15 protein-coding genes and 2 tRNA genes are annotated in these 17,354 nt (G+C 60.4%); 1 reads left to right on the plus strand and 16 read right to left on the minus strand.

Going from position 1 to position 17,354, the window contains the following annotated elements:
* Positions 1 to 24: 24 nt before the first annotated feature.
* The 9 genes from rimP to rlmE form a co-directional block, all read right to left on the minus strand.
* The gene (gene rimP, locus OZ911_RS24790) at positions 25 to 483 is read right to left on the minus strand and encodes a ribosome maturation factor RimP (RefSeq protein ID WP_024717415.1); all 459 of its coding nucleotides are present in this window, start codon (positions 481 to 483) and stop codon (positions 25 to 27) included.
* Positions 484 to 613: 130 nt separating this feature from the next.
* Positions 614 to 690 (minus strand) — tRNA-Met (locus OZ911_RS24795).
* 100 nt (positions 691 to 790) lie between these two features.
* Positions 791 to 876: transfer RNA gene (locus OZ911_RS24800), tRNA-Leu, on the minus strand.
* A 21-nt stretch (positions 877 to 897) separates the two neighbouring features.
* On the minus strand, positions 898 to 1,296 hold the full coding sequence (secG, locus tag OZ911_RS24805) for a preprotein translocase subunit SecG (protein WP_016489169.1): 399 nt from the start codon (positions 1,294 to 1,296) through the stop codon (positions 898 to 900).
* A 4-nt stretch (positions 1,297 to 1,300) separates the two neighbouring features.
* Positions 1,301 to 2,056 carry a triose-phosphate isomerase gene (gene tpiA, locus OZ911_RS24810; protein WP_016489170.1) on the minus strand — a complete coding sequence of 252 codons (756 nt, stop codon included), beginning with the start codon at positions 2,054 to 2,056 and terminating at the stop codon, positions 1,301 to 1,303.
* A gap of 65 nt (positions 2,057 to 2,121) precedes the next feature.
* Positions 2,122 to 3,462: a phosphoglucosamine mutase gene (gene glmM / locus OZ911_RS24815; RefSeq protein WP_016489171.1), complete on the minus strand. Its 1,341-nt coding sequence runs from the start codon at positions 3,460 to 3,462 to the stop codon at positions 2,122 to 2,124.
* A gap of 16 nt (positions 3,463 to 3,478) precedes the next feature.
* Complete coding sequence (gene folP / locus OZ911_RS24820; RefSeq protein ID WP_023047603.1) at positions 3,479 to 4,330, minus strand: dihydropteroate synthase; 852 nt, start codon at positions 4,328 to 4,330, stop codon at positions 3,479 to 3,481.
* An 8-nt stretch (positions 4,331 to 4,338) separates the two neighbouring features.
* Entirely contained in the window at positions 4,339 to 6,243 is a 1,905-nt protein-coding gene (gene ftsH / locus OZ911_RS24825) for an ATP-dependent zinc metalloprotease FtsH (protein ID WP_016489173.1), read from the minus strand.
* Between the two features lie 203 nt (positions 6,244 to 6,446).
* Positions 6,447 to 7,073, minus strand: coding sequence for a 23S rRNA (uridine(2552)-2'-O)-methyltransferase RlmE (gene rlmE / locus OZ911_RS24830; RefSeq protein WP_268968496.1), 627 nt, complete (start codon positions 7,071 to 7,073; stop codon positions 6,447 to 6,449).
* Positions 7,074 to 7,175: 102 nt separating this feature from the next.
* Here rlmE and OZ911_RS24835 point away from each other — a divergent pair, with 102 nt between their 5' ends.
* Positions 7,176 to 7,484: a YhbY family RNA-binding protein gene (locus OZ911_RS24835; RefSeq protein ID WP_016489174.1), complete on the plus strand. Its 309-nt coding sequence runs from the start codon at positions 7,176 to 7,178 to the stop codon at positions 7,482 to 7,484.
* A gap of 12 nt (positions 7,485 to 7,496) precedes the next feature.
* Here the strand turns inward: OZ911_RS24835 and OZ911_RS24840 are convergent, their stop codons facing one another.
* From OZ911_RS24840 to dnaK, 7 genes are all read right to left on the minus strand, one after another.
* Entirely contained in the window at positions 7,497 to 7,946 is a 450-nt protein-coding gene (locus OZ911_RS24840) for a hypothetical protein (RefSeq protein WP_019470448.1), read from the minus strand.
* Positions 7,924 to 8,400 carry a transcription elongation factor GreA gene (greA, locus tag OZ911_RS24845; RefSeq protein WP_024717413.1) on the minus strand — a complete coding sequence of 159 codons (477 nt, stop codon included), beginning with the start codon at positions 8,398 to 8,400 and terminating at the stop codon, positions 7,924 to 7,926. The genes OZ911_RS24840 and greA overlap by 23 nt, the downstream gene beginning before the upstream one ends.
* Before the next feature lie 2 nt (positions 8,401 to 8,402).
* Positions 8,403 to 11,624 (minus strand): carbamoyl-phosphate synthase large subunit, encoded by a 3,222-nt coding sequence (gene carB, locus OZ911_RS24850; protein ID WP_016489176.1) that lies wholly within the window; start codon positions 11,622 to 11,624, stop codon positions 8,403 to 8,405.
* A 105-nt stretch (positions 11,625 to 11,729) separates the two neighbouring features.
* Complete coding sequence (gene carA, locus OZ911_RS24855) at positions 11,730 to 12,866, minus strand: glutamine-hydrolyzing carbamoyl-phosphate synthase small subunit (RefSeq protein WP_016391781.1); 1,137 nt, start codon at positions 12,864 to 12,866, stop codon at positions 11,730 to 11,732.
* Between the two features lie 327 nt (positions 12,867 to 13,193).
* A complete protein-coding gene (gene dapB, locus OZ911_RS24860; protein ID WP_016489177.1) occupies positions 13,194 to 13,997 on the minus strand; it encodes a 4-hydroxy-tetrahydrodipicolinate reductase in 804 nt (267 codons plus the stop codon).
* 13 nt (positions 13,998 to 14,010) lie between these two features.
* Positions 14,011 to 15,135 (minus strand): molecular chaperone DnaJ, encoded by a 1,125-nt coding sequence (dnaJ, locus tag OZ911_RS24865; RefSeq protein WP_016489178.1) that lies wholly within the window; start codon positions 15,133 to 15,135, stop codon positions 14,011 to 14,013.
* A gap of 196 nt (positions 15,136 to 15,331) precedes the next feature.
* Positions 15,332 to 17,257 (minus strand): molecular chaperone DnaK, encoded by a 1,926-nt coding sequence (gene dnaK, locus OZ911_RS24870; protein ID WP_003249929.1) that lies wholly within the window; start codon positions 17,255 to 17,257, stop codon positions 15,332 to 15,334.
* Positions 17,258 to 17,354 lie beyond the last annotated feature (97 nt).

The following is a 17,354-nucleotide window of genomic DNA, read 5'->3' on the forward strand; positions in this document are numbered from 1 at the left end:
ATAGTCCGCCGGGCCCGGCACGTCTCAGTCAAAACTGGGAATAATATTGGCCTTGTCGATCGAGTCGATCGGCAACAGGAACTCCTGATTGTCCACCTGGACAACCACATCCTGCTCCTCCACACCGCGGAGAAGGCCCTGGAAGTTACGACGACCCTCGAAGGGTGAGCGCAGCTTGATCTTCACTTGTTCGCCGGCATGCGAGGCAAACTGTTCCAGAGTGAACAGTGGGCGATCCATGCCTGGAGAAGACACCTCGAGGGTGTACTCACTGCTGATTGGATCTTCCACATCGAGAATGGCGCTGGCCTGACGACTGACCGCTTCGCAGTCCTCCACCAGGATGCCGCCGTCTTTGTCGATGTAGATGCGCAGTACCGAATGCTTACCCTGGGAAACGAATTCGATCCCCCAGCACTGATAGCCCAGACCCTCGACAACCGGGGCCAACAAGGCCTGCAACTGTTCTAGCTTGCTCGACACCTGAACCCCCTCGTGCATGCTGTGCAAATAAAAAATGGGCAAAGCGCCCATCCCTGAAAGCGCCGTTGGACAACGACGCCGAAAACTGTTCGGTTAGCAAAAAGCCCCTGAAAAGGGGCTCCGCTGAAGCTGGTTGCGGGGGCTGGATTTGAACCAACGACCTTCGGGTTATGAGCCCGACGAGCTACCAAGCTGCTCCACCCCGCGACAAAGCTGGGGCGAAAGTATAAGACCGAACCCTGTTAAGGGTCAAATCCAAACGTTCACCTACAAGAAAGCCCGCTAAAGCGGGCTCTCAAGCTTCAATTGGTACCGAGAAGGGGACTCGAACCCCTACACCCTATGGGCACAACCACCTCAAGGTTGCGTGTCTACCAATTCCACCACCTCGGCAATATTACTACTTGAAACCCGTTACTTCTGCTCTTGAGCCGGAGGAGGTACATCACCAGTGTTATTGGTGGTTTCGCTCTTCTGCTGTTGGAGCACCGGTACATCATCATTAACTGCCGGTTTTTGCGGCTCTTTCACTTCTAGCACTGCTGGATCTGGAAGACCTGCTTGGCTAAGCTGGTGAGCTTGTTGCTTCGCGAAGTATCCTAACCCAAGTGCTGTCAAAAAGAAAGTGGCAGCGAGTATAGCAGTGAATTTACTTAGGAACGTTGCAGAGCCTTGGCTCCCGAACACGGTGTTTGAAGCACCCGCGCCGAAAGATGCACCTGCTTCCGCACCCTTACCCTGTTGCAACAGAACCAGCACTACAAGCGACAGCGCTGCCAACAGATGAAAAACAACGATGACTGTTTCCAGCATTTGTTCAGTTTCCTGCGGCGCGACAAATTGCACCGAATTCGTCTGCGTTCAGGGAAGCCCCACCAATGAGACCCCCATCGATATCCGGCATGCCGAACAGTTCGGCCGCATTGGCCGCCTTCACGCTGCCGCCGTAGAGCAACTGCACCTTCGCAGCTACTTCAGCATCTTCTGCCGCCAGCTGGCTGCGGATGGCGGCGTGCACATCCTGGGCCTGCTGTGGCGTGGCCGTGAGGCCGGTGCCGATGGCCCATACAGGCTCATAGGCAATTACTGCATTGGCAAAAGCCTTAACACCGAATGCCTCGATGATACTGCTTAGTTGACGCCCGACAACTTCAAGCGTTTTGCCAGCCTCGCGCTCTTCAAGGGTTTCCCCTATGCAAAGCACTGGCTTCAAACCTTTGGCCTGGGCCGCTGCAAACTTGCGATTGAGCACTTCGTCGGTTTCACCAATGATCTGGCGACGCTCCGAATGGCCAACCAACACCAACTTGCAACCTGCCTCGACCAGCTGCTCCGGAGCAACTTCCCCGGTCAGCGCACCCTGTTCGGGTTGTACAGCAGAATTCTGTGCACCGACAGTAATTTCTTTACCCGCCAGGCCATCGATCACTTGATTGATGAACAGGGCCGATGGAAACACTGCGACTTCCACTTCGCTCGGCAAGGCGAGATTGCTCAAGCCTTCGGTCAGCTCAGCGACGCTAGCGCGGGTACCGTGCATCTTCCAGTTACCAGCTACCATAGGGCGACGCATGCTTTACCTCGTCGGTCAAAGTGGGCGCAGATCTTACCCAACCAGATCTGCGCTGGCAAGCGCCTTCAGGCACAAACTTCGCCGACCAGTTTGGCCAACGCTTCAGCGTGCGTGCGCACCTGGCTTTCGTCTTCGCCTTCGACCATAACCCGCACCAGCGGCTCTGTACCCGACTTGCGCAACAGAACACGGCCGCGCCCCGCCAGTGCCTCGGTCACCTTGGCACTGGCTTCCTTGACTGCCGGGTGCTCCAGCGGGTCGACCTTGCTGGCGCCGAAGCGCACGTTGATCAGTACCTGCGGGCACTTGCGCAGGGCCTGACGGGCCTGTGCCAGGGTTTCGCCACGGCGCTTGAGCGCCATCAGCACCTGCAGCGCGGCAATGATCGCGTCACCGGTGGTGGTGTGGTTGCAGCACACGACGTGCCCGGAGTTTTCACCACCGATCAGCCACTCACGCTCCAGCAGCTCGGCCATGACGTAGCGGTCGCCGACCTTGGCCCGTACGAACGGAATATCCAGGTCCTTCAGCGCAAGCTCCAGGCCGAGGTTGCTCATCAGCGTACCCACCACCCCGCCCTGCAGCTTGCCACGATCGTGCAGGTCGCGGGCAATGATGAACAGCAGCTCGTCACCGTCGACGATGGCGCCAGTATGGTCGACCATCAACACGCGATCGCCGTCACCGTCGAAGGCAATGCCGAGGTCGGCATGGCCAACCAGCACGGCGGCCTGCAGCGATTCGATGTGGGTCGAGCCGCAACCTTCGTTGATGTTCAGGCCGTCTGGCTGCGCATGCAGCACGGTCACATCGGCGCCCAGCTCACGGAACACGCTCGGCGCCACCTTGTAGGTTGCACCGTGGGCGCAATCGACCACCAGCTTGAGGCCGTCGAAGCTGGTGCTGCTAGGCACGCTGCTCTTGCAGAACTCGATGTAGCGGCCGGCAGCATCGTTGATGCGCGACACCTTGCCCAGCTTGCCCGAGTCGACAACCGTCATCGGCTGATCGAGCAGCTCTTCGATCATCAGCTCGACTTCGTCCGGCAGTTTGGTGCCTTGGCCCGAGAAAAACTTGATGCCGTTGTCTTCGTGTGGGTTGTGCGAGGCACTGATGACAATGCCCGCCTGCGCATGGAAGGTACGGGTCAGGTAGGCGATGGCCGGTGTAGGCATTGGCCCCAGCAGCATGACGTCGGCACCTGCCGCAGCCAGGCCGGCTTCGAGTGCAGACTCGAACATGTAGCCGGAAATACGCGTGTCCTTGCCCACCAACACCCGGCAATGGCCCTGCTTGCGGAACGCCATGCCGGCCGCCCAGCCAAGCTTCAGCATGAAGTCAGGCGTGATCGGGAATTCGCCGACGCGGCCACGAATGCCGTCGGTACCAAAGTATTTTCTGCTCATAGGGACTCCAATGTTCTTATTCGGCGTTTTGCACCGCAGCAATCATGCGTACCACATCGACAGTTTCAGCCACATCATGGACTCGAAGGATGCTCGCCCCTTTAGTCATGGCCAACGCCGCCAGCGCAAGGCTGCCGTACAAGCGCTCGCCGACCGGACGTTCCAGCGTCAGGCCGATCATGCTCTTTCGTGATACGCCCACCAGTAGCGGGCGCCCAAGGCGATAGAGCGCTTCCATGTGCTTGAACAGGCTCAGGTTGTGCGCCAGTGTCTTGGCGAAACCAAAGCCCGGGTCAAGGATGATTCTGCTCGCATCAATGCCCGCCGAAGCGCAGGCAGCCATCCGCTGCTCTAGATAACGCGTGACGTCAGCGGTCACATCATCGTAGTGCGGGTCGTCCTGCATGTTACCCGGCTCGCCGCGCATGTGCATGAGGCACACCGGCAGGCCGGTATCCGCAGCGGCGTCCAGGGCGCCATCGCGCTCCAGGGCACGTACGTCGTTGATCAACCCGGCACCGAGGCGCGCCGATTCACGCATGACGGCAGGCGTCGAGGTATCGACCGAGATGACGACATCGAGGCGACCGTTGATGGCCTCCACCATCGGCGCCACACGCTCCAGCTCCTCGGTCACCGATACCGCTCGCGCGCCGGGGCGCGTGGACTCACCGCCGATGTCGATCAGCGTGGCGCCGGCCGCAACCATCGCTTCGGCATGGCGCAGGGCCTCGTCGCGCTGACTGAAGCGCCCGCCATCGGAGAAGGAATCGGGGGTGATATTGAGAATACCCATGACATGGGTACGCGACAAATCAAGAACCCGGTTGCCGCAAGGCAACCGGGTCGGGTACTGCACTGAGCTCATAAACGCCCTTAGTGTTGAGCTGCCGGACCGCCAATTGGCGATTCAGGGCGATCATCCTGGGCAGCAGGGGTGCCCGAATGCTTGTCGTCGTCCCAATCACGCGGTTCGCGTGGCGTACGGCCAGCCATGATGTCATCGATCTGATCGGCATCAATGGTCTCATACTTCATCAGCGCTTCAGTCATCGCCTCGAGCTTGTCGCGATTTTCAATCAGCAGCTGCTTGGCGGTGGCGTAGCACTGGTCGATGATGCTGCGCACTTCAGAGTCGATCAGCTTGGCAGTCTCGCCAGAAACACTGGCGTGCTGGCTGCCCGCGCTACGACCCAGGAACACCTCACCCTCTTCTTCTGCATACATCAACGGGCCGAGTTTTTCCGACAAGCCCCACTTGGTCACCATGTTGCGAGCGAGCTGGCTGGCCCGCATGATGTCGTTGGAAGCGCCCGTGGTGACGCCATCGAAGCCCAGGGTCATTTCCTCAGCGATACGGCCACCGTACAGCGAGCAGATCTGGCTGATCAGCGCACGCTTGGACAGGCTGTAGCGGTCTTCTTCCGGCAGGAACATGGTCACGCCCAAGGCGCGACCGCGCGGAATGATCGAAACCTTGTAGACCGGGTCGTGCTCAGGCACCAGGCGACCAACGATGGCATGACCCGCCTCGTGGTACGCAGTGTTCCTCTTTTCTTTCTCGGACATGACCATGGTCTTGCGCTCGGCGCCCATCATGATCTTGTCTTTGGCCAGTTCGAACTCTTTCATTTCGACCAGGCGCTTGTTGGAACGCGCAGCAAACAGCGAGGCCTCGTTGACCAGGTTGGCCAGGTCGGCACCGGAGAAGCCGGGGGTACCACGGGCAATGACCGCCGGGTTGACGTTTTCGCCAATCGGGACCTTGCGCATGTGCACCTTGAGGATCTGTTCGCGACCACGGATGTCTGGCAGGCCTACCACCACCTGACGGTCGAAACGACCAGGGCGCAGCAGCGCCGGGTCGAGTACGTCAGGGCGGTTGGTAGCGGCAATGACGATGATGCCATCGTTCATTTCGAAGCCATCCATCTCTACCAGCAACTGGTTGAGGGTTTGCTCACGCTCGTCGTGACCGCCACCCATGCCGGCGCCACGGTGGCGACCAACGGCGTCGATCTCGTCAATGAAAATGATGCACGGGGCGTGCTTCTTGGCCTGCTCGAACATGTCGCGCACGCGGCTGGCACCGACACCGACGAACATTTCAACGAAGTCCGAACCGGAAATGGTGAAGAACGGTACTTTCGCCTCGCCCGCAATGGCCTTTGCCAGCAGGGTCTTACCGGTACCGGGCGGGCCGACCATCAGCACGCCGCGGGGGATACGACCGCCCAGGCGCTGGAACTTGCCCGGATCGCGCAGGAACTCGACCAGCTCGCCCACTTCTTCCTTGGCTTCGTCGCAACCTGCAACGTCGGCCAATGTGGTCTTGACCTGGTCTTCGGACAGCAGGCGCGCCTTGCTCTTGCCGAAGCTCATCGGCCCGCCCTTGCCACCCGCGCCGCCTTGCATCTGGCGCATGAAGAACATGAACACCGCGATGATCACCAGGATCGGGAAGCTGGCGACCAGCAACTGCGTCCAGATGCTCTGCTGTTCTGGCTGCTTGCCTTCGACAACCACGTGGTTGTCAACCAGGTCACCGATCAGGCCATTGTCGGTAATGGCCGGGCGCACGGTCTTGAAGCTGTCGCCGTCGGCGCGCTTGCCGGTAATGATGTAGCCGTCGACGGTCACACGCTCGACCTTGCCATCCTTGACCTGCTGGATAAAGTCGGAATAGTTGAGGGTCTGCGGCTCGTTAGGGCTGGAGAAGTTGTTCATCACTGTCACCAGGACAGCTGCGATGATCAACCACAGGATCAGATTCTTTGCCATGTCGTTCAATTCGCTACCCTCTGAGGCCGGCGCACGACGCAGCCGTGCCTCGCATGATATTCATCGCCCTAACTTACTACATTACCTACGCAGCCGCAGGCACCGTCTGTAACCCTTTGTGAAAGCTAGACTACACGAAGTTCGGACGATCCTGACGCAGTGGCCGATTGGAATTAACTATCGGCCACCCCGCTTCACACCTTTCATGCCCCTTTGAAGCCCCTGCCCAACAGGTATTGCTCACGGGAACGGTCCCGCGACGACGATGGCTTGCGCATCTGCACCTTGTCGAACTTGCTACGCACGTCCTTCAGGTACACGTCAAAACCTTCGCCCTGGAAAATCTTGATCAGGAAATCGCCGCCAGGCTTGAGTACGCGGGTTGCCAGATCGAGCGCCAACTCGCAGAGGAACATGGCCCGTGGAATATCTATCGCGGGCGTACCACTCATATTGGGGGCCATGTCGGAAATCACAAGGTCCACGTGCGAATCGCCGACCGCTTCGAGAATGCGCTGCAGCACTTCGTCATGGGTGAAGTCACCCTGAATGAAGGTCACATCCGCAATCGAGTCCATTTCCAGAATGTCGGAAGCAATCAGGCGCCCCTGGCCACCAATCAGACGACTGGTCACCTGCGACCAGCCACCAGGCGCCGCGCCGAGGTCGATAACACTCATGCCCGGGCGGATCAGCCGGTCCTTTTCCTGAATCTCCAGCAGTTTGTAGCTCGCACGCGAGCGGTAGCCATCCTTCTGCGCCTGTTTGACGAAAGGGTCGTTAAAATGCTCTCGCAGCCAGTTTGCGCTGCTTTTGGAACGTTGTACCACGGGGCACCTCGATGATATGCGTCGTGATTGACTGGGCGGAGCCGGTGGCCCTCGGGTAAAATGCCCGTCAATTTTACAGAATCAGACGGAAAGGGTCAGATTATGCCGCTCAATAACGAGCAGAAGAAGCAATACAAGTCCATTGGTCATGACCTGAAGCCGGTCCTGATCGTTGCCGGGAACGGTCTGAATGAAGGCGTAGTCGCCGAACTGGAGCGTGCGCTGGTCGACCATGAGCTGATCAAGGTCGAGATTCGTTCGGAAGACCGCGAAGAACGTGCAGCAACCATTGCCGAGTTGTGCAAGGCCGGCCGTGCCGAGCTGGTGCAGACCATCGGCAAAAAAGCGCTGATTTACCGCAAGAACCCACAGCCGAACAAGCAGCTGTCCAATATCCACCGCTACAAGTAACGGTGGCTCCGGTCAGTGGCGCGATGAGCGCGCCCTGACCGGCACCGGCTGGGCCACCAGCACGATGCCGGAAAAGCCCAGGACCAGGAAGCAGAACATCTGCCAGCGCTCACCCACGGAAATACCGTAGCGCAAGGTGTAATACCCCACGCAGGCACCGAAGCCGAGCAACAGCATCTGGCCACGGAACTGCCGCCACCAGGCCGCCAGGCCGTCCACCCTTGCCAGCACTGCCAGCTGGGTCAACAAGCCAAGCAACGCCACGCCGATCAACCAGCGGTCGATCTGCCCGGCGATATCCTGCACCAGCAGCGGGGCCAGACCACTGACCTTGAGCGCAGGCACCAGCCCCACATGGAACACCCATAAGCCACCGACCCAGAAAACCTGGGCCAGTTGCCAGAGGATCCCCTCGAGGGATGGCGCCCGCAGGCGCCGGTCAGATGTGCTTGACTTCGACAATCTCGTACTCGACCGTGCCGCTAGGCGTCTTGACGACGACAGTATCACCTTCTTCCTTGCCGATGATGGCACGGGCAATCGGCGCACCGCTCGAGAGTTTGCCCTGTTTCACGTCGGCTTCATCCTCGCCGACGATCTGGTAGGTCACTTCTTCATCGGTTTCAGTGTTGGCCAGTACCACGGTGGTACCGAAAATCACCTTGCCGGTGTGGGGGATCGTGGTCACGTCGATCACGACCGAGTTCTGCAAACGGCCTTCGATATCGCGGATACGCGCCTCGACCATGCCCTGTTCTTCACGGGCGGCATGGTACTCGGCGTTTTCCTTGAGGTCGCCCAGTTCGCGTGCCTCACCAATCGCCTGGCTCAGGCGCGGGCGTTCGGTCTTGCTCAGGAACAGGTGCTCCTCTTCCAGGGCGCGAGCGCCCTGGACGGTCATCGGGTACTTGGTAATGCTCATGCTTTCAGTCCTGCATGCAGATCTTGCAGGCGACGAACGGTCTTTTCCGGACCAAATTTCAGCGCCTCGCAGATGGCTTCACCGGCCGCAATGGTAGTGGTGCAGTAAATCTTGTGCTGCAGCGCATTGCGACGAATCGAGTAGGAATCGGCAATCGACTGGCGGCCTTCGGTGGTGTTGATGATCAGCGACACTTCGTCGTTCTTGATCATGTCGACCACGTGCGGGCGGCCTTCGGTCACCTTGTTCACACGGCGCACTTTCAGGCCTGCCGCTTCGATAACCTTGGCAGTGCCAGCAGTTGCAACCACTTCGAAGCCCAGGGCGATCAGGTCGCGGGCAACGCCAGCCACTTGCGGCTTGTCGTCGTCACGCACGCTGATGAACGCGGTACCACCGGTCGGCAGCACTTCGCTGGCACCCATCTGGGCTTTGGCGAACGCTTCACCGAAGGTGTCACCGACACCCATGACTTCACCGGTCGATTTCATCTCAGGGCCGAGGATCGGGTCAACCCCTGGGAACTTGGCGAACGGGAAGACGGCTTCCTTGACGCTGTAGAAGTTCGGGATGATTTCCTGGGTAAAGCCCAGCTCTTTCAAGGTTTTGCCGGCCATTACGCGGGCGGCGATCATGGCCAGGGAAGTGCCGATGCACTTGGACACGAACGGCACGGTACGCGAGGCGCGCGGGTTGACTTCGATCACGTAGATCTTGTCGCCCTGCAGGGCCAGCTGCACGTTCATCAGGCCGACAACGCCGAGCTCCAGGGCCATTTTTGCGACCTGTACGCGGACTTCGTCCTGCACCTCCTTGCTCAGCGAGTAAGGTGGCAGCGAGCACGCCGAGTCACCGGAGTGAACGCCGGCCTGCTCAATGTGCTGCATGATGGCGCCGATCACCACGTCGGTGCCGTCGCACACCGCATCCACGTCCATCTCGATGGCGCAGTTGAGGAAGTGGTCGAGCAGTACCGGGCTGTCGTTGGACACTTGCACGGCTTCACGCAGGTAGCGCTTGAGCTCGTCCAGTTCGTAGACGATCTCCATGGCGCGGCCGCCCAGTACGTACGACGGGCGCACCACCAGCGGGTAACCGATGCTGCCAGCAGCGCGGATAGCTTCTTCTTCGCTGCGCACGGTGGCGTTTGGCGGCTGCAGCAGGTTCAGACGCTGAACCATCTGCTGGAAGCGCTCACGGTCTTCGGCGCGGTCGATGGCGTCCGGGCTGGTACCGATGATCGGTACGCCGGCTTCTTCCAGGGCGCGGGCCAGTTTCAGCGGGGTCTGGCCGCCGTAATGGACGATCACGCCTTTTGGCTTCTCGACGCGGCACACTTCCAGCACGTCTTCCAGCGTCAGCGGCTCGAAGTACAGGCGGTCAGAAGTGTCGTAGTCGGTGGAGACGGTTTCCGGGTTGCAGTTGACCATGATGGTCTCGTAACCGTCGTCACGCAGCGCCAGGGCGGCGTGTACGCAGCAGTAGTCGAACTCGATGCCTTGGCCGATACGGTTCGGGCCGCCACCCAGGATCATGATCTTGTCGCGAGTCGACGGGTTGGCCTCGCACTCTTCCTCGTAGGTGGAGTACAGGTAGGCAGTGTCGGTGGCGAACTCGGCAGCGCAGGTGTCGACGCGCTTGTACACCGGGAAGACTTCGAGCTTGTGACGGTGACGGCGCAGGTTCTTGTCGGTGATACCCAGCAGCACAGCCAGGCGCTGGTCCGAGAAACCTTTGCGCTTGAGGCGCAGCATCAGGCTCTTGTCGATCGACGACAGGGCCAGGGTCTTGACCTTCTCTTCTTCCTTGATCAGATCTTCCATCTGCACCAGGAACCACATGTCGATGCCGGTCAGGGCAAAGATCTCTTCGCAGGTCATGCCCGAACGCATGGCGTCAGCCACGTACCAGATACGCTCGGCGCCCGGCACGGTCAGCTCGCGCTTGAGGATGCCGGCAGCTTCCGGGCTGGCCAGGTCGACTTTCGGGTCCAGGCCACAGGCACCCACTTCCAGGCCACGCAGGGCTTTTTGCAGGGACTCCTGGAAGGTACGGCCGATGGCCATGACCTCACCCACGGATTTCATCTGGGTGGTCAGGCGGGCGTCGGCTTTCGGGAATTTCTCGAAGGCAAAGCGCGGCAGCTTGGTGACGACGTAGTCGATCGACGGCTCGAAGGAAGCCGGGGTGCGGCCGCCGGTGATGTCGTTCTGCAGTTCGTCGAGGGTGTAACCGATGGCCAGCTTGGCGGCGATCTTGGCGATCGGGAAGCCGGTAGCCTTCGAAGCCAGGGCGGACGAACGCGATACCCGCGGGTTCATCTCGATGACGACCATGCGGCCGGTGTTCGGGCAGATACCGAACTGCACGTTGGAACCGCCGGTTTCAACACCGATTTCACGCAGCACCGCCAGCGAGGCGTTGCGCATGATCTGGTATTCCTTGTCCGTCAGGGTCTGCGCGGGAGCAACGGTGATCGAGTCACCGGTGTGCACGCCCATCGGGTCAAAGTTTTCGATCGAGCAAACGATGATGCAGTTGTCCTTTTTGTCGCGGACCACTTCCATCTCGTACTCTTTCCAGCCGATCAGCGATTCGTCGATCAGCAGCTCTTTGGTCGGCGACAGGTCCAGACCGCGGGTGCAGATTTCTTCGAATTCTTCACGGTTGTAAGCGATACCACCGCCAGTGCCACCCATGGTGAACGACGGGCGAATGATGCACGGGAAGCCAAGCTTCTCGAGGACCGCATAGGCCTCTTCCATGCTGTGGGCGATACCGGAGCGGGGGCACTCCAGGCCGATGTCCTTCATCGCCTTGTCGAAGCGCGAGCGGTCTTCAGCCTTGTCGATGGTGTCGGCGTTGGCACCGATCATCTCTACGCCGAACTTCTCCAGAACGCCGTGGCGCTCCAGGTCCAGCGCGCAGTTCAGTGCGGTCTGGCCGCCCATGGTCGGCAAGACGGCGTCCGGGCGTTCTTTCTCGATGATCTTGGCCACCGATTGCCACTTGATCGGCTCAATGTAGGTGGCGTCGGCCATGGCCGGGTCGGTCATGATGGTGGCTGGGTTGGAGTTCACCAGGATGACGCGGAAACCTTCCTCGCGCAGGGCCTTGCAGGCCTGGGCGCCGGAGTAGTCGAATTCACAGGCCTGGCCGATCACGATCGGGCCGGCACCGAGAATCAGGATGCTTTTGATGTCTGTACGTTTTGGCATGGTGGTCACTCAAATCCGGGGTCAGTCGGCAAGCCGCTTTGAACAATCTGGGTCAGGCGCTTCCGGGCGCGGCGCGAGCCGGCCCGGGGCCTTGAAGCAGGATGCTCAGCGGCGCTTGGCCATGGCATCGGTGAAACGATCGAACAGTGGCGCGACGTCGGTCGGGCCAGGGCTCGCTTCAGGGTGGCCCTGGAAGCTGAACGCGCTCTTGTCGGTGCGCTCGATACCCTGCAGGGTGCCGTCGAACAGCGACTTGTGGATGGCGCGAACGTTGCCCGGCAGGGTGGCTTCGTCAACAGCAAAACCGTGGTTCTGGCTGGTGATCATGACCACGCCGGTATCCAGGTCCTGGACCGGGTGGTTGGCGCCGTGGTGACCGTGGCCCATTTTCACGGTCTTGGCACCGGACGCCAGGGCCAGCAGTTGGTGGCCGAGGCAAATGCCGAATACCGGAATCTCGGTTTCGAGAATTTCCTTGATCGCCTGAATGGCATAGTCGCACGGCTCGGGGTCACCAGGGCCGTTGGACAGGAACACACCGTCCGGGTTGAGTGCCAGCACTTCGCTGGCCGGGGTCTGGGCCGGCACCACAGTCACGCGGCAGCCACGGGCAACCAGCATGCGCAGGATGTTCAGCTTGACGCCGTAGTCGAAGGCGACCACGTGGTACGGCAGGTCGGCAGCTTCGATGGTCGGGTGGCTGTCGGTTTTCAGCTCCCACACACTGGAGCGCCACTCGTAACGCTCCTTGGTGGAAACGACCTTGGCCAGGTCCATGCCCTTCAGGCCAGGGAAGCCACGGGCGGCGGCGATGGCTGCCTCTTCGCTGATGTTGTCACCGGCGAGGATGCAACCGTTCTGAGCGCCTTTTTCACGCAGGATACGGGTCAGGCGACGGGTGTCGATGCCGGCGATGGCAACAACGTTGTTGGCCTTGAGGTACTCAGGCAGCGACTGGGTGTTGCGCCAGTTGCTGGCCAGCAGCGGCAGGTCACGGATGACCAGGCCAGCGGACCAGACGCGGTTCGACTCGGCATCTTCCGGCGTAGTGCCGGTGTTGCCGATGTGCGGATAGGTCAGGGTAACGATTTGCTGCGCGTAGGAAGGGTCTGTAAGGATTTCCTGGTAGCCGGTCATAGCGGTGTTGAACACCACCTCACCAACGGTCTGACCGTCGGCACCGATGGCTTCACCGCGAAAAATACTGCCGTCGGCAAGGGCGAGTATGGCTGGCTTTGTCAAGAAGACCTCCCGTAAATCAAGCATGAAAGGGCGATCGCAGGTTGCAAAAAAGCGGAGTGACGTATGGACACGTCACCCCGCTTTCATGTGCTGAATTCAATTCGCTGCGCGCTTTTAGTGGACACACTAAAGCTGTAGCTTACAGAAAAGTGCGTTTTCGGTCTACCGCATATGTGTCTCTAAAACACATCAATGCGACAGACTGACATCGGCGGGGGCTTCTTCGCGGGCTCGCCCGCTCCCACAGGAACACCACAGACCCCAAGACCTGCGCAATGCCTGTGGGAGCGGGCAAGCCCGCGAAGAAGCCAACACCACTCGAACGGCTTAGCGCAGCTCGAGCACATCCTGCATGTCGTACAGGCCAGGCGCGCGCCCATCCAGCCACAGCGCCGCACGCACGGCGCCCTTGGCGAAGGTCATGCGACTGGAAGCCTTGTGGGTAATTTCCAGGCGCTCGCCTTCGGCAGCGAACAGCACGGTGTGGTCACCCACCACATCACCAGCCCGCACAGTCGCGAAACCGATGGTCTTGCGATCACGCGCGCCGGTCTGCCCCTCACGGCCATACACGGCCACTTCCTGCAGGTCTCGGCCCAGCGCATTGGCAACGACCTCACCCATGCGCAGCGCAGTGCCCGAAGGTGCATCGACCTTGTGCCGGTGGTGCGCCTCGATGATCTCGATGTCGACATCATCGCCCAGCACCCGCGCTGCCATGTCCAGCAGCTTCAGGCTAAGGTTTACACCCACGCTGAAGTTGGCGGCGAACACGATTGGAATGTCCTTGCCGGCCTCGGCCAACAGCTGCTTCTCTTCAGCTGTAAAACCGGTGGTGCCAATGATCATCGCCTTGCCGTGCTTGCGGCAAAACGCCAGGTTTTTCAGGGTGACCGAGGGGTGAGTGAAGTCGATGAGCACATCGAATTCATCGGCGACCTTGGCCAGATCATCGGACAACAGCACGCCAATCCGGCCAAGTGCCGCCAGCTCACCGGCGTCGGCCCCGACCAGCGAACTATCAGGACGATCGATCGCCGCCGTCAACCCGGCACCCGGGGTTTGCTGCACGGCTTCGATAAGGGTCTTACCCATCCGCCCTGCCGCACCCATCACTGCAATACGTCGCATAGCCTGTTCCTTGTCAGAGATCGCCGAAGAAGCGCTTCACGCCATCGAACCAGCCACTGGCCTTGGGCGAGTGGGAGCTGTCGCCTTCCAGCGAGTCACGCAGCTCTTCGAGCAGCTCGCGCTGACGGCGGCTGAGGTTGACCGGGGTTTCCACCGCCACCCGGCACAGCAGGTCACCGGCACCACCACCGCGGACTGGCGCCACGCCCTTGCCACGCAGGCGGAACTGCTTGCCCGTTTGAGTACCTTCCGGAATTTTCAGTTTCACGCGGCCATCGAGGGTGGGCACTTCCAGCTCGCCACCCAGGGCGGCATCGGTGAAGCTGATTGGCACTTCGCAGTACAAGTGCTTGCCATCGCGCTGGAAGATCTCGTGCTCACGCACACTGATCACCACGTACAGGTCGCCAGTCGGGCCACCATGGGCCCCAGCCTCGCCCTCGCCCGACAGGCGGATGCGGTCACCGGTATCGACACCTGCCGGCACCTTGACCGACAGCGTCTTGTATTCCTCGACACGGCCCTCGCCGTGGCACGAGGCGCACGGGTCGGTAATGATCTTGCCTTGGCCATGGCAGCGCGGGCAGGTCTGCTGCACCGAGAAGAAGCCTTGCTGCATGCGCACCTGGCCGATGCCACCACAAGTGGGGCAGGTGGACGGGGTCGAACCCTTCTTGGCGCCAGAACCATCGCAAGGCTGGCAGTTGACCAAGGTAGGCACACGGATGCTGACCGTGGTGCCACGCACCGCTTCTTCCAGGTTCAGCTCCAGGGTGTAGCGCAGGTCGCTGCCGCGCTGGGCACCGCCACGGCCGCCACCGCGACCGCCACCGAAGAAGTCGCTGAACACATCACCGAAGATATCGGAGAAGTTGGCGCCACCGAAGCCGGCACCACCACCGCCCATGCTTGGGTCGACACCTGCGTGGCCATACTGGTCGAACGCCGCGCGCTTGCTGGCATCAGACAGCACTTCGTAGGCCTCGTTGGCCTCCTTGAACTTGTCTTCAGACTCTTTGTCACCCGGGTTGCGGTCCGGGTGGTACTTCATCGCCAAACGGCGGTAAGCCTTTTTGAGGTCAGACTCACTGGCGCCGCGCTCGACGCCCAGAACCTCATAATAATCACGCTTGGACATAGGTCATTTGCACCTTGTTGGGCGTCTGGCATCTGCGCCGCGCCATCAGCACCTGCCTGCGCCTCCAAAGGTGGCTGACAGATGCTGTAAAAATTCTCGAATTCCAGATACGCCAACGCGGGAGCAAGCCCCCGCGCGGCGACATCCTACCAGCTCACCGCCAAACGGCGGTGAGCTGGCCGACAACATGCAGGGATTACTGCTTGTTGTTGTCTTTCACTTCTTCGAACTCGGCGTCAACCACGTCATCGTGCTTGGCTTCCGGCTCGGCCTGCTGCGCGCCACCCTGAGGCTGTTCAGCCGACTGCTCGGCGTACATTTTCTGGGCAACCGGGGCAGAGACCTTGGACAGCTCCTCGACCTTGGCATCGATGGCAGCCTTGTCGTCGCCTTTGACGGCGGCTTCCAGGGCAACCACAGCCGCTTCGATGGCAGTTTTCTCTTCAGCGGTGACCTTGTCACCCGCGTCAGCGACCATCTTGCGGGTCGAGTGAACCAGTGCATCACCCTGGTTACGGGCAGCGGCCAGCTCTTCGAACTTGCGGTCTTCCTCGGCGTTGGCCTCGGCGTCACGCACCATGCGCTCGATCTCTTCGTCCGACAGGCCGGAGTTGGCCTTGATCACGATCGACTGAGTCTTGCCGGTAGCCTTGTCTTTCGCGCCTACGTGCAGGATGCCGTTGGCGTCGATGTCGAAGGTTACTTCGATTTGTGGAACGCCACGCGGTGCTGGCGGAATGTCAGCCAGGTCGAACTTGCCCAGCGACTTGTTCTGCGCAGCCTGCTTACGCTCGCCTTGCAGTACGTGAATGGTCACGGCGCCCTGGTTGTCATCGGCAGTGGAGAACACCTGCGACTTCTTGGTCGGGATGGTGGTGTTCTTCTCGATCAGCGCAGTCATCACGCCGCCCATGGTTTCGATACCCAGAGTCAGCGGGCTGACGTCCAGCAGCAGTACGTCTTTCACGTCACCGGCCAGAACAGCACCCTGGATAGCAGCGCCCATGGCAACGGCTTCGTCCGGGTTGACGTCCTTGCGGGCTTCTTTACCGAAGAAGTCGGCTACTTCTTTCTGCACCAGCGGCATACGGGTCTGACCGCCGACCAGGATCACGTCGTCGATCTTGCTGGCGTCGATGCCGGCGTCTTTCAGGGCGATGCGGCAAGGCTCGATGGTACGCTTGACCAGGTCTTCGACCAGCGACTCCAGCTTGGCGCGGGAGATCTTCACGTTCAGGTGCTTAGGACCGGTGGCATCTGCAGTGATGTACGGCAGGTTGACGTCGGTCGACTGAGCGGACGACAGTTCGATCTTGGCTTTTTCTGCGGCTTCTTTCAGGCGCTGCAGGGCCAGAGGATCGTTCTTCAGGTCCATGCCCGACTCTTTCTTGAACTCGTCGACAAGGTAGTCGATCAGGCGCATGTCGAAGTCTTCGCCACCCAGGAAGGTGTCGCCGTTGGTAGCCAGTACTTCGAACTGGTGCTCACCGTCGACTTCGGCGATTTCGATGACCGAAACGTCGAAGGTACCACCACCCAGGTCATAAACGATGACGGTGTGGTCGCCCTTGGCCTTGTCCATGCCGTACGCCAGTGCAGCGGCGGTCGGCTCGTTGATGATGCGCTTTACGTCCAGGCCAGCGATACGACCGGCGTCTTTGGTAGCCTGACGCTGGCTGTCGTTGAAGTAGGCCGGAACGGTGATGACCGCTTCGGTCACTGGCTCGCCGAGGTAGTCTTCGGCGGTCTTCTTCATTTTCTTCAGGACTTCGGCGCTGATTTGCGGCGGAGCCATTTCCTTGCCAGCCGCTTCGACCCAGGCGTCACCGTTGTTCGCCTTGACGATCTTGTACGGCACCAGCTTGATGTCTTTTTGCACGACATCTTCTTCGAAGCGGCGGCCAATCAGGCGCTTCACTGCGAACAGGGTGTTGTGCGGGTTGGTCACAGCCTGGCGCTTGGCCGACTGACCTACCAGGATTTCGCCATCGTTGGCGTAGGCCACGATCGAAGGGGTAGTACGCGCACCTTCGGCGTTTTCGATGACCTTGACGTTACCGTTTTCCAGAATGGAGACGCACGAGTTGGTGGTCCCCAGGTCGATACCGATGATTTTACCCATGTTAACTCTCCCGAAACTTGAATTTGGTAGCAGCGACTACTTTGGCCAACTGCGGTAATACTTGAAGGCTTGACACCTAGATGGGGATGCCCCGATG

The organism is Pseudomonas fortuita (assembly GCF_026898135.2).
Taxonomy (GTDB): domain Bacteria; phylum Pseudomonadota; class Gammaproteobacteria; order Pseudomonadales; family Pseudomonadaceae; genus Aquipseudomonas; species Aquipseudomonas fortuita.

Excerpts from the sequence above, each read along its gene's own strand:
- secG (WP_016489169.1), bottom strand. The coding sequence starts at position 1,296 with ATGCTGGAAACAGTCATCGTTGTTTTTCATCTGTTGGCAGCGCTGTCG.
- tpiA (WP_016489170.1), bottom strand. The coding sequence starts at position 2,056 with ATGCGTCGCCCTATGGTAGCTGGTAACTGGAAGATGCACGGTACCCGC.
- glmM (WP_016489171.1), bottom strand. The coding sequence starts at position 3,462 with ATGAGCAGAAAATACTTTGGTACCGACGGCATTCGTGGCCGCGTCGGC.
- folP (WP_023047603.1), bottom strand. The coding sequence starts at position 4,330 with ATGAGCTCAGTGCAGTACCCGACCCGGTTGCCTTGCGGCAACCGGGTT.
- ftsH (WP_016489173.1), bottom strand. The coding sequence starts at position 6,243 with ATGGCAAAGAATCTGATCCTGTGGTTGATCATCGCAGCTGTCCTGGTG.
- OZ911_RS24835 (WP_016489174.1), top strand. The coding sequence starts at position 7,176 with ATGCCGCTCAATAACGAGCAGAAGAAGCAATACAAGTCCATTGGTCAT.
- carB (WP_016489176.1), bottom strand. The coding sequence starts at position 11,624 with ATGCCAAAACGTACAGACATCAAAAGCATCCTGATTCTCGGTGCCGGC.
- dapB (WP_016489177.1), bottom strand. The coding sequence starts at position 13,997 with ATGCGACGTATTGCAGTGATGGGTGCGGCAGGGCGGATGGGTAAGACC.
- dnaJ (WP_016489178.1), bottom strand. The coding sequence starts at position 15,135 with ATGTCCAAGCGTGATTATTATGAGGTTCTGGGCGTCGAGCGCGGCGCC.
- dnaK (WP_003249929.1), bottom strand. The coding sequence starts at position 17,257 with ATGGGTAAAATCATCGGTATCGACCTGGGGACCACCAACTCGTGCGTC.